The organism is Streptomyces sp. BK208, from assembly GCF_004364245.1.
Taxonomy (GTDB): domain Bacteria; phylum Actinomycetota; class Actinomycetes; order Streptomycetales; family Streptomycetaceae; genus Streptomyces.
Genome location: NZ_SOAV01000008.1, coordinates 261941 through 276335 on the forward strand (window position 1 = coordinate 261941; position 14395 = coordinate 276335).

The 14395-nt window shown below is 72.7% G+C and carries 11 protein-coding genes; 5 read left to right on the forward strand and 6 right to left on the reverse strand.

Annotated features, from left to right (window positions below; genetic code table 11):
- Positions 1 to 6 precede the first annotated feature (6 nt).
- Complete coding sequence (locus EV562_RS21430) at positions 7 to 1347, reverse strand: DUF2252 domain-containing protein (protein WP_133888439.1); 1341 nt, start codon at positions 1345 to 1347, stop codon at positions 7 to 9.
- A gap of 204 nt (positions 1348 to 1551) precedes the next feature.
- On the opposite strand from EV562_RS21430, the gene dnaE reads away from it, so the two are divergent.
- Positions 1552 to 5091, forward strand: coding sequence for a DNA polymerase III subunit alpha (dnaE, locus tag EV562_RS21435; protein WP_133888440.1), 3540 nt, complete (start codon positions 1552 to 1554; stop codon positions 5089 to 5091).
- A gap of 134 nt (positions 5092 to 5225) precedes the next feature.
- Here dnaE and EV562_RS21440 read toward each other — a convergent pair whose 3' ends face one another.
- Positions 5226 to 5393: a hypothetical protein gene (locus tag EV562_RS21440; protein ID WP_133888441.1), complete on the reverse strand. Its 168-nt coding sequence runs from the start codon at positions 5391 to 5393 to the stop codon at positions 5226 to 5228.
- 303 nt (positions 5394 to 5696) lie between these two features.
- On the opposite strand from EV562_RS21440, the gene EV562_RS21445 reads away from it, so the two are divergent.
- The 4 genes from EV562_RS21445 to EV562_RS21460 all read left to right on the forward strand — a co-directional run bounded on the left by EV562_RS21445 (position 5697) and on the right by EV562_RS21460 (position 9758).
- The gene (locus EV562_RS21445) at positions 5697 to 6914 is read left to right on the forward strand and encodes an NYN domain-containing protein (RefSeq protein ID WP_133888442.1); all 1218 of its coding nucleotides are present in this window, start codon (positions 5697 to 5699) and stop codon (positions 6912 to 6914) included.
- 141 nt (positions 6915 to 7055) lie between these two features.
- Positions 7056 to 8030, forward strand: coding sequence for an ABC transporter ATP-binding protein (locus tag EV562_RS21450; protein ID WP_133888443.1), 975 nt, complete (start codon positions 7056 to 7058; stop codon positions 8028 to 8030).
- Between the two features lie 149 nt (positions 8031 to 8179).
- Positions 8180 to 9004 carry an ABC transporter permease gene (locus tag EV562_RS21455; RefSeq protein WP_133888444.1) on the forward strand — a complete coding sequence of 275 codons (825 nt, stop codon included), beginning with the start codon at positions 8180 to 8182 and terminating at the stop codon, positions 9002 to 9004.
- A 34-nt stretch (positions 9005 to 9038) separates the two neighbouring features.
- On the forward strand, positions 9039 to 9758 hold the full coding sequence (locus EV562_RS21460) for an AAA family ATPase (RefSeq protein WP_133888445.1): 720 nt from the start codon (positions 9039 to 9041) through the stop codon (positions 9756 to 9758).
- A 256-nt stretch (positions 9759 to 10014) separates the two neighbouring features.
- On the opposite strand, the gene ybaK is transcribed toward EV562_RS21460, so the two are convergent.
- From ybaK to EV562_RS21480, 4 genes are all read right to left on the reverse strand, one after another.
- Complete coding sequence (gene ybaK, locus EV562_RS21465; protein WP_133888446.1) at positions 10015 to 10530, reverse strand: Cys-tRNA(Pro) deacylase; 516 nt, start codon at positions 10528 to 10530, stop codon at positions 10015 to 10017.
- A gap of 13 nt (positions 10531 to 10543) precedes the next feature.
- The gene (locus EV562_RS21470) at positions 10544 to 11284 is read right to left on the reverse strand and encodes an LON peptidase substrate-binding domain-containing protein (protein ID WP_133888447.1); all 741 of its coding nucleotides are present in this window, start codon (positions 11282 to 11284) and stop codon (positions 10544 to 10546) included.
- A gap of 11 nt (positions 11285 to 11295) precedes the next feature.
- A complete protein-coding gene (locus EV562_RS21475) occupies positions 11296 to 12297 on the reverse strand; it encodes a hypothetical protein (protein WP_133888448.1) in 1002 nt (333 codons plus the stop codon).
- Between the two features lie 435 nt (positions 12298 to 12732).
- Positions 12733 to 14310, reverse strand: a complete 1578-nt coding sequence (locus EV562_RS21480; RefSeq protein ID WP_133888449.1) for an oxidoreductase — start codon at positions 14308 to 14310, stop codon at positions 12733 to 12735.
- Between the last annotated feature and the right edge of the window lie 85 nt (positions 14311 to 14395).

Genomic DNA, 14395 nt, shown 5'->3' on the forward strand with positions numbered 1-14395 from the left:
GGCCGGTTACAGGCCCGGGATCCGGCCGTTGCGGAAGAGGTCGACGAAGGTCTGGTGGTCGGCACGCGCGCGGGCGCCGTAGCGGTGCGCGAAGTCGACCAGCAGGGGCGCGAAGCCCTCCTCGTCGGCCGCGATGGCCGCGTCGATGGCCCGCTCGGTGGAGAAGGGCACCAGGGACTCCCCGGACTGGTCGTCGGCCGCCGCGTGCATGGTCGCGGTGGCCCGGCCCAGGTCGGCGACGACCTCGGCGATCTCCTCCGGGTCGTCGATGTCGCCCCAGTCCAGGTCGACGGCGTACGGCGAGACCTCGGCGACCAGCTGGCCGGCGCCGTCCAGCTCGGTCCAGCCCAGCCACGGGTCGGCGTGCGCCTGCAGGGCGCGCTGGGAGATCACCGTGCGGTGGCCCTCGTGCTGGAAGTAGTCCCGGATCGCCTCGTCGGTGATGTGCCGGGAGACGGCCGGGGTCTGGGCCTGCTTGATGTAGATCACGACGTCGTTCTCCAGGGCGTCGCTGTTGCCCTCCAGCAGGATGTTGTACGAGGGCAGGCCGGCCGAGCCGATCCCGATGCCCCGGCGGCCGACCACGTCCTTCACCCGGTAGGAGTCGGGCCGGGCCAGGGAGGACTCGGGGAGCGTCTCCAGGTAGCCGTCGAAGGCCGCGAGCACCTTGTAGCGGGTGGCGGCGTCCAGCTCGACGGCGCCGCCGCCCGGGGCGAAACGGCGCTCGAAGTCGCGGATCTCGGTCATCGAGTCCAGCAGCCCGAAGCGGGTCAGCGAGCGGGCCGTCCGCAGCGCGCCGAGGAGCGGGCCCTCCGCGGTGTCCAGCGTGAAGGGCGGCACCTCGTCGCTCTTGGCGCCGGTGGCCAGGGCGCGGATCCGCTCGCGGTACGCCTGCGCGTACACCCGCACCAGCTCGGTGATCTGCTCGTCGCTGAGGGCCTTCGCGTACCCGATCAGCGCGACGGAGGCGGCGAAGCGCTTCAGGTCCCAGGTGAAGGGGCCGACGTAGGCCTCGTCGAAGTCGTTGACGTTGAAGATCAGCCGGCCGGTGGAGTCCATGTACGTGCCGAAGTTCTCCGCGTGGAGGTCGCCGTGGATCCACACCCGGGAGGTCCGCTCGTCCAGGTAGGCGCCGCCCGGCTGGTCGCCGAACTCCGGGTCCTCGGTCAAATCGCGGTAAAAGAGACCGGCGGTGCCGCGGTAGAACGCGAAGGCCGAGGCCGCCATCTTCCGGAACTTCACCCGGAACGCCGCGGGGTCCGCGGCCAGCAGCCGTCCGAAGGCGGTGTCGAAGACGGCGAGGATCTCCTCGCCGCGGTGCTCGGCGTCGAGCTGCGGGACCGACATGCCTGGTGCCTCCTGGTGCGGGGTGGTGCCTCACGGATGGAGCGGATCTCCACTCGGGCCAACGTTCGAAGGGGGGGCGGGAGTGCCCGCCCCAGAAGGTACGCGTGGAGAGCGTCGGAGTGTCAGTCGTGAGGCATAGACTTCGACGCTGACCCCCCGGATCGACCGCAGCCAGTCGTCCCCAGTTTTCCCAGGAGGCCGCCCGTGTCCAAGCCGCCGTTCACGCACCTGCACGTCCACACCCAGTACTCGCTGCTGGACGGTGCCGCGCGGCTCAAGGACATGTTCGACGCGTGCAACGAGATGGGCATGACGCACATCGCCATGTCCGACCACGGCAACCTGCACGGGGCGTACGACTTCTTCCACTCGGCGCAGAAGGCCGGGGTCACCCCGATCATCGGGATCGAGGCCTACGTGGCGCCCGAGTCGCGGCGCAACAAGCGCAAGATCCAGTGGGGCCAGCCGCACCAGAAGCGGGACGACGTCTCCGGTTCGGGCGGTTACACCCACAAGACCATGTGGGCGACCAACCGGACGGGCCTGCACAACCTCTTCAAGCTCTCCTCCGACGCCTACGCCGAGGGCTGGCTGCAGAAGTGGCCCCGGATGGACAAGGAGACCATCAGCCAGTGGTCCGAGGGGATCGTCGCCTCCACCGGCTGCCCCTCCGGCGAGGTCCAGACCCGGTTGCGCCTCGGCCACTTCGACGAGGCCCTGAAGGCCGCCGCCGACTACCAGGACATCTTCGGCAAGGACCGCTACTTCCTGGAGCTGATGGACCACGGCATCGAGATCGAGCACCGGGTCCGCGACGGACTCCTCGAGATCGGGAAGAAGCTCGGCATCCCGCCGCTGGTGACCAACGACTCGCACTACACGTACGCGCACGAGGCGACCGCCCACGACGCGCTGCTGTGCATCCAGACCGGCAAGAACCTCTCCGACCCGGACCGCTTCCGCTTCGACGGCACCGGCTACTACCTCAAGTCCACGGACGAGATGTACGCCGTCGACTCCTCGGACGCCTGGCAGGAGGGCTGCGCCAACACGCGCCTGGTCGCCGAGATGATCGACACGACCGGCATGTTCGAGAAGCGCGACCTGATGCCGAAGTTCGACATCCCGGACGGCTTCACCGAGGTCACCTGGTTCCAGGAGGAGGTCCGCCGCGGCATGGAGCGCCGCTTCGCGGGCCAGGTCCCCGAGGACCGCCAGAAGCAGGCCGAGTACGAGATGGACGTCATCATCCAGATGGGGTTCCCGGGGTACTTCCTCGTGGTCGCCGACTTCATCATGTGGGCCAAGAAGCAGGGCATCGCGGTCGGCCCCGGCCGCGGCTCCGCCGCCGGCTCGATCGTGGCGTACGCGATGGGCATCACCGACCTCGACCCCATCCCGCACGGTCTGATCTTCGAGCGGTTCCTCAACCCCGAGCGCGTCTCCATGCCCGACGTCGACATCGACTTCGACGAGCGCAGGCGCGTCGAGGTGATCAGGTACGTGACCGAGAAGTACGGCGCCGACAAGGTCGCCATGATCGGCACCTACGGCAAGATCAAGGCGAAGAACGCCATCAAGGACTCCGCGCGCGTCCTCGGCTACCCGTACGCGATGGGCGACCGGCTCACCAAGGCCATGCCCGCCGACGTCCTCGGCAAGGGCATCGACCTCAACGGCATCACCGACCCGACGCACCCGCGCTACAGCGAGGCCGGCGAGATCCGCTCGATGTACGAGAACGAGCCGGACGTGAAGAAGGTCATCGACACCGCCAAGGGCGTCGAGGGCCTGGTCCGGCAGATGGGCGTGCACGCGGCCGGCGTGATCATGTCCAGCGAGCCCATCGTCGACCACGCCCCGATCTGGGTGCGGCACACCGACGGCGTCACCATCACGCAGTGGGACTACCCGCAGTGCGAGTCGCTCGGCCTGCTGAAGATGGACTTCCTCGGCCTGCGCAACCTGACGATCATGGACGACGCCGTCAAGATGGTGAAGTCCAACAAGGGCATCGAGCTCGACCTGCTGTCGCTGCCGCTGGACGACCCCAAGACCTTCGAACTGCTGCAGCGCGGCGACACGCTCGGCGTCTTCCAGTTCGACGGCGGCCCCATGCGCTCCCTGCTGCGGCTGATGAAGCCCGACAACTTCGAGGACATCTCCGCCGTCTCCGCGCTCTACCGTCCCGGCCCCATGGGCATGGACTCGCACACCAACTACGCGCTGCGCAAGAACGGCCTCCAGGAGATCACGCCGATCCACAAGGAGCTGGAGGAGCCCCTCCAGGAGGTGCTCGCGGTCACCTACGGCCTGATCGTCTACCAGGAGCAGGTGCAGAAGGCCGCCCAGATCATCGCGGGCTACTCGCTCGGCGAGGCCGACATCCTGCGCCGCGTGATGGGCAAGAAGAAGCCCGACGAGCTGGCGAAGAACTTCGTGCTCTTCCAGGCCGGAGCCAGGAAGAACGGCTACAGCGACGAGGCCATCCAGGCGCTGTGGGACGTGCTGGTCCCGTTCGCCGGCTACGCCTTCAACAAGGCGCACTCGGCCGCGTACGGCCTGGTCTCGTACTGGACCGGCTACCTCAAGGCGAACTACCCGGCCGAGTACATGGCCGCCCTGCTCACCTCGGTCAAGGACGACAAGGACAAGTCGGCCGTCTACCTGAACGAGTGCCGGCGCATGGGCATCAAGGTGCTGCCGCCCAACGTCAACGAGTCCATGTCGAACTTCGCCGCGCAGGGCGACGACGTGATCCTCTTCGGCCTGTCCGCCGTGCGCAACGTCGGCACCAACGTCGTCGAGTCGATCATCAAGTGCCGCAAGGCCAAGGGGAAGTACGCGTCCTTCCCCGACTACCTGGACAAGGTCGAGGCGGTCGTCTGCAACAAGCGGACGACGGAGTCGCTGATCAAGGCCGGCGCCTTCGACGAGATGGGGCACACCCGCAAGGGCCTCACCGCGCAGTACGAACCGATGATCGACAACGTGGTGGCGGTCAAGCGCAAGGAGGCCGAGGGCCAGTTCGACCTCTTCGGCGGCATGGGCGACGAGCAGAGCGACGAGCCCGGCTTCGGACTCGACGTCGTCTTCGGCGAGGACGAGTGGGACAAGACCTACCTGCTCGCCCAGGAGCGGGAGATGCTCGGCCTCTACGTCTCCGACCACCCGCTCTTCGGCCTGGAGCACGTGCTGTCCGACAAGGCCGACGCGGGTATCTCCCAGCTCACCGGCGGCGACTTCGGCGACGGCGCGGTCGTCACCATCGGCGGCATCATCTCGGGCCTGCAGCGCAAGATGACCAAGCAGGGCAACGCCTGGGCCATCGCCACCGTCGAGGACCTGGCCGGCTCGCTCGAGTGCATGTTCTTCCCCGCCACCTACCAGCTGGTCTCCACGCAACTCGTCGAGGACGCCGTGGTGTTCGTCAAGGGCCGCCTCGACAAGCGGGAGGACGTGCCCCGGCTGGTCGCGATGGAGCTGATGGTCCCCGACCTGTCCAACGCGGGCGCCAACGCCCCCGTCGTCCTCACCATCCCGGCCACCCGCGTCACCCCGCCGATGGTCAGCAGGCTCGGCGAGATCCTCACCCACCACCGGGGCGACAGCGAGGTGCGGATCAAGCTCCAGGGGCCGACCAAGACGACGGTGCTGCGGCTTGACCGGCACCGGGTGAAGCCCGATCCGGCGCTCTTCGGCGACCTGAAGGTGCTGCTCGGACCGTCCTGCCTGGCGGGTTGAGCCGGCCCGGCGGGCTCAGCGGGCTCCACGGAGCCAGTGGGCCGGCGGGTCCGTGAACGCGGGCGAGGGGCGCCCCCGGCTGCCGGGTGCGCCCCTCGTCGTACGGAGGGCCGCGACGGCCCGTACCGCGGATGTCAGTTGTGGCCGAAGCGCTTCTGGCGCTTGCGGGAGGCCGCGTCGCCGGGCGTCGTCAGCTGGGGGGAGTGCTGCTCCTCGCGGTCCAGCACCGCCGCCTCGGCGGCCTGCGGGGAGCGCTCGGACTGGGGCTGCTTACGATCACGGTTGTTCTTGTTCTTGGCCATGGTGATCTACCTCCTGAGGGGGATCTAGGGGCCAGGACCTCCTTCAGATTCACATAGCCCAACAGAGAACGCATATCGGGCAATTACCGTCCGTGACACGGTCCGGAGGAACTCCCGGGGAACCGGCGGGGGAGTCACGGAGAAGTCCGGAGGGAGTACGGGGGAAGTTCCGGAGGGAGTACGGGGGAAGTGCGGAGCGCCGAAACGCCACGCCGAAGATCGAGTTCGGGCCGTTAACCTCCGCGTGGTCGGGCAGACTCGAAGGAAGCCCGAAGCAAACCTCCCGGAAAGAGGGTGGACCGCGTGGACCGCTGCATCGTCCTGGTGGACGCCGGGTATCTGCTGGGGGCCGCCGCGAGTCTCCTGGCGGGAGAGCCCTCGCGCTCGCGCATCACCGTCGATCACGCCGCCCTCATCCAGGGGTTGCGCGACCGCGCCGAGTCCGACACGCAGCAGCCCCTGCTGCGCATCTACTGGTTCGACGGCGCCCCCGACCGCGTCCCGCAGCCCGAGCACCGGCGACTGCGCGTGATGCCCCGGGTCACCGTCCGGCTCGGCGCCCTCACCCGCAGCGACGGCCGCTGGGCGCAGAAGGGCGTGGACGCCGCCATGCACGCCGAGCTGACCGAGCTGGCCCGCAACCGCGCCTGCTCCGACGTCGTCCTGGTGACCGGCGACGGCGATCTGCTGCCCGGCATGATGGCCGCCAAGGAACACGGCGTCGCCGTCCACCTGTGGGCCGTGCAGGCCGCCGACGGCGACTACAACCAGTCCGAGGACCTGGTCGCCGAGGCCGACGAACGCCGCGTCCTGGACCGTACGTGGATCACCAAGGCCGTACGCGCCAAGGAGTTCGGCGGCATCTGCGCGCCGCCGCCCGTGCCCCGCCCCGAGATCGCCGCGATCCTCTCCGCGCCGCTGCCCGAGTCCGCCCTGTCCGCCGCCCAGCGGCCCGCCGAGGCGCCCGAGCACCCCACCACGGCCGCCGCGGGGCAGGGCGGCACCGACGAGCGGGTGCCGCCCGCCAAAGGCGTCCCGACCCCCAAGGACCTCGCCGCCCTGCGCGCCCCCGGCGGCGCCCACCCCGCCCCGCAGCAGCCTGCCAACGCCACCCTGCGCTGGTCCTCCGACAAGGGCTGGGTCGACCGGCCCGCCGCCGAGTCCTCCGAGGGCGCCTCGCTGCCGACGCTGGCCCAGCTCACCACGGCCGAACAGCGCTGGGCCGACCGCGAGGAGGACATCACCACGGTCGGCGGTGACCCGTACGAGGTCGGACAGGTCTTCGCCCGGCGCTGGCTCGAACGTCTCGGCGACCACGGCCACCTGCAGAAACTGTCCGGGATGTACCCGCGCATCCCGCACCGCGTCGACGGGGAGCTGCTGCGCTACGCGGCCCGCTTCGGGCTGCTCGCGCACAAGGACGACCAGATCGACGAGCACGACCGGTACGCGATCCGCGCCGGGTTCTGGCGGGAGCTCGACGTACGGACGGCGACCGAACGCACACCCGCGGCGGAGTGAGACGCCCGCCGGGCGCCCCGCGCACCCGGTTGAATCGACACTTATGGGCGGACCCGGGAGCCGGACGGGGGGACGGACCCCGTAGTCTCGTCCCTTGTGGATACGCGCGCGGCACAGGCACCTCGACCCGGTGGCGATGCCGTGTGCGTGGTGCGCGCGCTGACCAAGACCTATCCCGCGGTGCGCGGCAGGCGCGGCGCCCCGGCCGTCCCCGAGGTGCGGGCCACCGACGACGTCACCCTGGACATCCGCCGTGGTGAGATCTTCGGGCTGCTCGGACCCAACGGCGCCGGCAAGTCCACCCTCGTGCGCCAGCTCACCGGGCTGATGCGGCCCGACGGCGGCAGCGTGGAGATCCTCGGTCACGACATCGTGCGCCACCCGGAGCGGGCCGCGCGGATCCTCGCCTACCTGGGCCAGGAGTCCAGCGCCCTGGACGAGCTGACCGTGTCGCTCGCCGCCGAGACCACCGGACGGCTGCGCGGCCTGGAGGTGCGGCGGGCCCGCGCCGAGCGGGACGCCGTCCTCGAGGAGCTGGGCCTGACCGGGCTGGCCGGCCGCCCGATCAAGAAGCTCTCCGGCGGCCAGCGCCGCCTGGCCTGCTTCGCCGCCGCACTGGTGGGGGAGCGGCCGCTGCTCGTCCTGGACGAGCCGACCACCGGCATGGACCCGGTGGCCCGGCGTGCGGTGTGGTCGGCCGTCGACCGGCGGCGCGCCGAACACGGCACCACCGTGCTGCTGGTCACCCACAACGTCATCGAGGCCGAGACCGTCCTCGACCGCGTCGCCGTCCTCGACCGGGGCCGCGTGATCGCCTGCGACACGCCCTCGGGGCTCAAGGAGAGCGTCGCCGGGGAGGTCCGCGTCGACCTGGTGTGGCGCGAGAGCGCGCCGCTGAACGTCCCGGAGGTCGCCGCCCTGCGCGACCGCGTCGCCGAGTCGGGACGCCGCTGGACGCTGCGGCTCGCTCCCGAGGAGGCCCGCGCCGTCGTCGCCACCGTCACCGGGGGCGCCGCCTTCGCAGCCCTGGACGACTTCACCCTGGCCACGCCCAGCCTGGAGGACGTGTACCTGGCGCTGGGCGGCGCCGCACGGCAGGGGCTGGTGAGGGCGTGAGCACACGGGCGGTGAGCACACCGGCCGCGGGAGCCGTACCCGTGGCGACCGTACCCGTTCGGGCGACCGCTCCGAACGGCCCCAGCCGGAGCGACCTCGGCCAGAACGAGCCCAGCGAGAACGACCCTAGCGAAGGGGAGCAGCGCGACGTGAGTGTCGTACCCGCCGACGCCCTGCAGGGCGCTGCCCGGGCAGCCGAGGAGCGGCAGGCGGCCGGTCCGGCCGAGCTGGGGCCCAAGGCACGGCTGTGGCCCTCCCTGGTGGCCGTCTACCGGGCGCAGCTGTCCCGGGCGCGAGTGGCGCGCATCCCGCTGCTGTTCGTGGCGACCTTCCAGTCGGTCGGCATCATGATCCTGATGCGGGGCGTCGTGGACGGCGGCGGCGAGGCACGGGCCGTGGTCGCCGGGTCGGCGGTGCTGGTCGTGGCCTTCGTCGCGCTGAACCTCCTCGCCCAGTACTTCGGCCAGCTGCGCGCGAGCGGCGGCCTCGACCACTACGCGACGCTGCCGGTGCCGCCCGCCGCGGTGGTGCTGGGCGCGGCGGGCGCGTACGCGTCCTTCACCGCGCCCGGGACCGCGGTGACGGCGGTGTTCGGATGCCTGCTGTTCGGGCTGCCGATGACCCATCTGTGGGTGCTGCTGGCCGTCATCCCGCTGGCGGGCGCCGCGCTCGCCGGACTGGGCGCGGCGCTGGGCCTGCTCGCCCCCCGGCCCGAGTTCGCCACCCTGCTGGGCCAGCTCGGCATGTCGGCGGCCCTGCTCCTCGGCGTGCTGCCGCCCGAACGGATGCCGCAGGTGGTGCGCCTGGCCCGGGATCTGCTGCCCTCCACCTACGGCGTGGAGGCCTTCGCGCGCACCTTCGGCAGCCGGCCCGACTGGGGCTTCGTCCTCGGCGACCTCGCGGTGTGCGCCGCGGTCGGGGTGATCTCGCTGGCCGTGGCCACCTGGGCGTACCGCCGGGCCGCCGTCCGGTGACGCGCCGCACACACGCGTTTGGCACGATGGCACGGTGACCGCACCCTTGACTCCGCCACCCCCGCCGAACGAACGCCCGTCGCAGCGGGGCGGACCGGTGCCGCCGCCCGTCGGTGCGCACGCGGTGGGCGCCGCGCCCGGCGGCCCGTACGACGTGCACGGTGACCCCCTCGGCGAACAGGACGGCCCCGGGATGTTGAAGGAAGTGTGGCAGGCCGCCGTGACCGTGGTGGTGGTCGCGCTCTTCGGCGCGCTGCTCGGCGTGCTGTGGTGGCAGCTGGCGCCGAGTGTGCCCCTGGTGGGCGATGTGGTCGACGGCAGCTGGATCGTCTACCTGAAGGACTCCGAGGGCGAGCAGGCGATCGGCGTCGACGGAACGTTCACGCTGCTCGCGCTGGCGTTCGGGGCGCTCAGCGCGGTAGTGGTCTTCCTGCTGCGCCGGCGCGGGGGAGTGCCGCTGGTGGTGGCCCTCGGCGTCGGCGGTCTGCTCGGGTCGCTGCTGGCGTGGTGGCTCGGGGTGCAGCTCGGGCCCGCGCGGGACGTGATCGCGCACGCCAAGGAGGTGGGCGAGGGGGTGACGTTCTCCGCGCCGCTGAAGCTGGGGGCGAAGGGGGTGCTGCTGGCGTGGCCGTTCGCGGCGCTGGTGGTGCACCTGGGGTTGACGGGGCTCTTCGGGCCGCGGGATCCGGAGCCGGATCCGTGGCCTGCGCCGGGGGTGCATCCGGCGGGGCCGGGGCCGTACGGGGGCAAGTAGGGCTCTGCCTCCGGGGAGCGGAGGGGCGTGGCGTGGCCCGGCGTTGCGGGGTGCCGTCGGCCGGGCGGGAGTGTGCGCGGCCCGGCGCTGCGGGGTGCCTCCCCCACTCTCGGCTTCGCTCGAGCGGGAGGCCCCCCACCGCCCACCCGCGCCGCCCCGGGGGTACCTCCCAGGCCGTTCAGGCACTGGCGGAGGCACGACTGCCCGCAGCTGGGGGCGGGGACACGGCTGCCCGTAGTGGGGGAGGCGCGCGTGGCTACGCGGGGCGGGAGATCGGGGCTCGGGTTGCGTCGGTGAGCGTGGTGAGGGCGTCGGGGGAGAGTTCGATCTCCAGGCCGCGGCGGCCCGCCGACACGCAGATCGTGGCGTGGTCCGCGGCCGACGCGTCCAGGACCGTGGCGAGCCGCTTGCGCTGGCCCAGCGGGGAGATGCCGCCGCGTACGTAGCCCGTGGTGCGCTCGGCCAGGGCCGGGTCGGCCATCGCCGCGCGCTTGCCGCCGACCGCGGCCGCCAGCGCCTTGAGGTCCAGCCGGCCCGCGACCGGCACCACCGCCACCGTCAGGGCGCCGTCGACGTCCGCCACCAAGGTCTTGAACACCCGCTCCGGCGAGACGCCCATCGCCTCGGCCGCCTCCTCGCCGTAGGACGGGTGGGCCGGATCGTGCTCGTACGCGTGGACCGTGTACGCCACCCCGGCCGCGGTGAGCGCCACCGTCGCGGGCGTGCCGCCCGGCTGCTGCTTCTTGTTCGCCTTGCTCGGCTTCTTCGCCATGCGGGCCAGTACCTCAGTTGAGACTCGTCGGGCCGCGCGTCAGTTCCGACGCCGGCAGGGACGGCAGCGTACGGATGATGGAGGTCTCGGAGCGAAGGAGTTTCAGCTCGTCCCGCAGCCGGGAGGCCGTGTCCGGGGCCTGGAGCAGGCGCTGCTTCGTCGGCGTGTCCAGCATCATGGCGGCGGCGACCAGGTAGGAGACCACGCCCGGTTCGTCCGGCAGGTCGGCGCCGGTCGCCAGCGACCGCTCGCGGGCTCCCGCCAGCCGCTTCTGGTACTGCCGGAAGGACCGCAGTACGCCCTCGGCGAGCGCGCCCGCCTCGTCGCCCGGCTCCTCCGGCAGCGGCTCGAGCTCGGCGGTCAGGAAGGGGCCCGAGGCGTCCACCGAGACCAGGCGTACCCGGTTGGTGCCGGTGGCGAGCACCTCGAAGGTGCCGTCGGACCGCTCGCGGATCGTCGCCGCGTCCGCGATGCAGCCGACCTTGTGGAACGCCTTGAGCGGGTCGGCCCCGAACCCGGCCGTCGGGCCGCTCTCCTCGGTGGTCGTCCCGTCGGGCAGTCCGGGGGCGCTCGGGGCCACCTCGCAGCCGTCGCGGATCGCCACGACGGCGAACCGGCGTGGTTCGTCCTCCGGGGTCTTCAGCAGCTCGCGCATCATGGCGCGATAGCGCTCCTCGAAGATGTTGAGCGGAAGTACCAGCCCCGGGAACAGGACGGAGTTCAGGGGGAACAGGGGGAGCCGGACGGTGGTCACGACGCAGAAGCCTAATGGGCACCCGTCTTCAGGCGCGCACGGACGTCCGCGCGGACCTGGAGGAAGCGGCCGAGCGGGTCGGGGTCGTCCGTGTCCCGGTCCCACGGGAAGGACGTGACGTACGGGCCGGTCAGCCGGAGTTGCTCCGCCGCGTCCCGGTGGCGGTCCAGGCGTACGAGCACGTAGACGAGCAGGTTCCGCAGTTCCGCCGCCCACGGGTCGGCCGCCGGGTGGGCCGCGGAGAGGGCGGTCGCACGGTCGGCCGCGGCGTGCAGCCGGGCACGGTGCGCGCCCACGGCGGAGGCGCCGCCGGTGCGGGGGCCGGTGCCGGCGGCGTCGGTCCGCAGGCAGGTGAAGGCGGCGCGCAGGGGCAGCGCGCGTACGAGCGCGTCCTCGGGGGCGTCCTGCGCGGCCCGCTCCGCGAAGTCCAGGCACTCGCCGTGGGCGTGGGGCGAGGTGTCGGCCAGGTACTCCAGGGCGACGACGTGACTGCCGTAGTGGTGCGGGGAGCGGCGGACCGCCTGCTCCCACAGCCGCTCGAACTCGGCGTGCGGGGCGCGCGCTCCCCGTGCGGCGTCCAGCGCGGTCCGCCAGGGCACCGGATCGACGGGACCGGCGGCCCCGGCCGCGGCGACGACCGCGGGGAGCAGCTGGCGCAGGAGCTCGGCGCGGGCCGGTGAGTCCCAGTGACGGTGGACCGCGAGGCGGGCCGACACCAGCAGGGCGTCGGGATCGTCCGGTGCGGTGGCGCGCCAGGTGTCGAGCCACTCGGGGCGGGAGCGGGCGAAGGCGGCGAGCCGGGTCGTGTACCGGTCGCGGTGGTCCCATTCGGCGTTCTCCCGGGTGCCGGCGAGGAGGCCGGCCGCGGGGCCGTGCTCGCCGCGGGCCGCGGCGACGAGGGCCGGGGCGAGGCGGTCGTCGGGGGCGTCGAGGAGCACGTCGTCGTCGGGGGCGGGCCGTGGAGACCGGGAGCGGACCCGGGCAGCCGCGGTCCGCAGGAACGCGCGCAGCATGGGAAGTAGGACGGACGAGGCTTCGGGATGGTTGTGCGGCCCCGGCTGCGCCTTCGGCCGGCCGGGTGAGCAGCCGCACCACGGGCAGCGGACGCGTCGTCCGATGCGGGCCCCGCCGGGCTTCCCGCCACGGCCCGCCCGGTGACGGAGTGCGGGGGCCCGCACGAGGACCTGCACCCGGCGCCGCGTGCCCGGGCCGCCCGGCTTCCGCGCCCATGTCGAGCGGGCCTCCCCGGCTCCGGGCGCCGGCGTCCGGGGCGCGGCCGCAGAACGCCGCCGGCGGGCGGGTGGCGCCCGCCGTCACGCCCGGCGTGAGGAGCCGGCCCCGCGCGGAGGCCTGCGCCGGGTGCCCGGGCCGCCGGGGTGCCGGAGGCGGCCGGTGTCCGCGCGGGCCGCTCCGGGTCGTGGGCCGGCCCTGTGCGCGGCCGGGTGGGGTCAGCTCCTGCGGAGCAGGCGGGTGGCGCCCGCGGCCACGGTCGTCGCCAGGACCCAGCCCAGCAGGACCAGGGCCGTGGACAGCCACTGCCAGGCGTCGTGGAGCTGCCAGGAACCCGCCTGGCCCAGGTCGATCACCGGCAGGAGCAGGTCGAGGGCGAAGAGGGCGGGGTTCCAGTCCGGCTGTTCGCCGCTCTTCAGCGGGGGCGGGTCCGCGCGGGCGAAGGCGAGGGTGCCGGCCGCCCACAGGACCGCCATCCACACCGCCGCCCGGCCCGGCCGGTAACCGTAGGCGACCGTCCAGTCCTGCGCGTACCCCACCAGCTTCGCCGCGACCGGCAGGCTCTCGCGGCGCCTGCGGTGCTTGGCGAGCAGCACCTCGCGGGCGTCCTCGTCCTCGCCGCCGGCCCGCAGCACCGCGGCGAGCCTCTCGTACGGCTCCGGGTGGTACTCGGCGGTCGCGGCGCCCACCCACCGCAGCCGCTTCTCCAGCGGGAACGGCCCGCGCGGCACCAGGTTCTCGTAGGCGAAACCGCCCATGTGCAGCCGCCCGGGGCCCGGCCAGCTGTCCGCCCGGTCCATCAGGTTGACCACCCGGGCCCCCGACAGCACCACCCGCCCGCGCGCCGGGCGCTCGCCCAGGAAGCGCAGCTCCGGCGTCTGCACGCGGCGCAGCGACAGCTCCTGGTCGTCGGTGAAGGTGAACCGGGCGTGCTCCAGGTCCAGGGCGTCGCCGAACCGCCCGTCGTCGAGCCGCACCCCGCCCTCGCACTCGAAGCGCTGGACACGGGTGCCCTGGGCCGGGGTGGTGCCCCGCAGCAGCGGGCTGCCGAGGCCCGCCGGGGTCAGGTACAGGGTGCGCTCCACCGTCAGCTGCGGGGCGTTCAGCGCGTGCCGCGTGTACGGATTGAGCAGCCGGGCGCCGCGCAGGCTCAGCGAGACGCCGACCTGGGCGCTGCGCAGGCTCACCTCGCCGTGCGACTCCAGCATCTCGGCCTGGAGGTCCTGGCCGACCGTCAGGCCGTCCGCCGCTATGGAGCGCCCGCTGCGGTCCCGGTGCACGATCGCCTGGTTGAGCATCAGGTCGGTGCCTATCTGCGCGTCCGTCAGCCGGATCCCGCCGGGGAAGCGGGAGCGCGGCAGATGCAGGTCGCCCTCGGTGTGCAGCCGGGCCGCTTCGAGGCGCGGCACCGAGCAGTCCACCAGCCGCACGGTCGTGAACCGGGTCTCCGGCAGCAGCACCTCCCGGTCGAAGCGGCAGCCCCGCAGCTCGACGTAGGGCACCACCGTGCCGCCCGCCAGATCCATCGTGTCGCTGATCCGCACGCCCACCAGTTGCAGCGAGGACACCCGGCCGGCGAGCGCCGGCGGACCGTCGAGAAGCAGCCAGCACACCACGCGGGCCCGCACGGTCCGCTCCGGACCCCACGGACGCGGGCCGTGCGGGTCGTCGACGAGCGCGTCGCCGCTGCTCAGGTCGTACACGCTGCCGTTGCGGAAGGCCTGCCACATGCCGGCCTCCGCGATGGTCAGGTCGTCCGGCAACTCTCCGTCACGATGGCCCGTCCCTTCGGTCACAAGGCTTCACCCCCTCCTCGACTACTCGGTGGTCACACACCCTTCGTACAACCGTTCATGCCCACTGAGTGACGGTGTGAACACT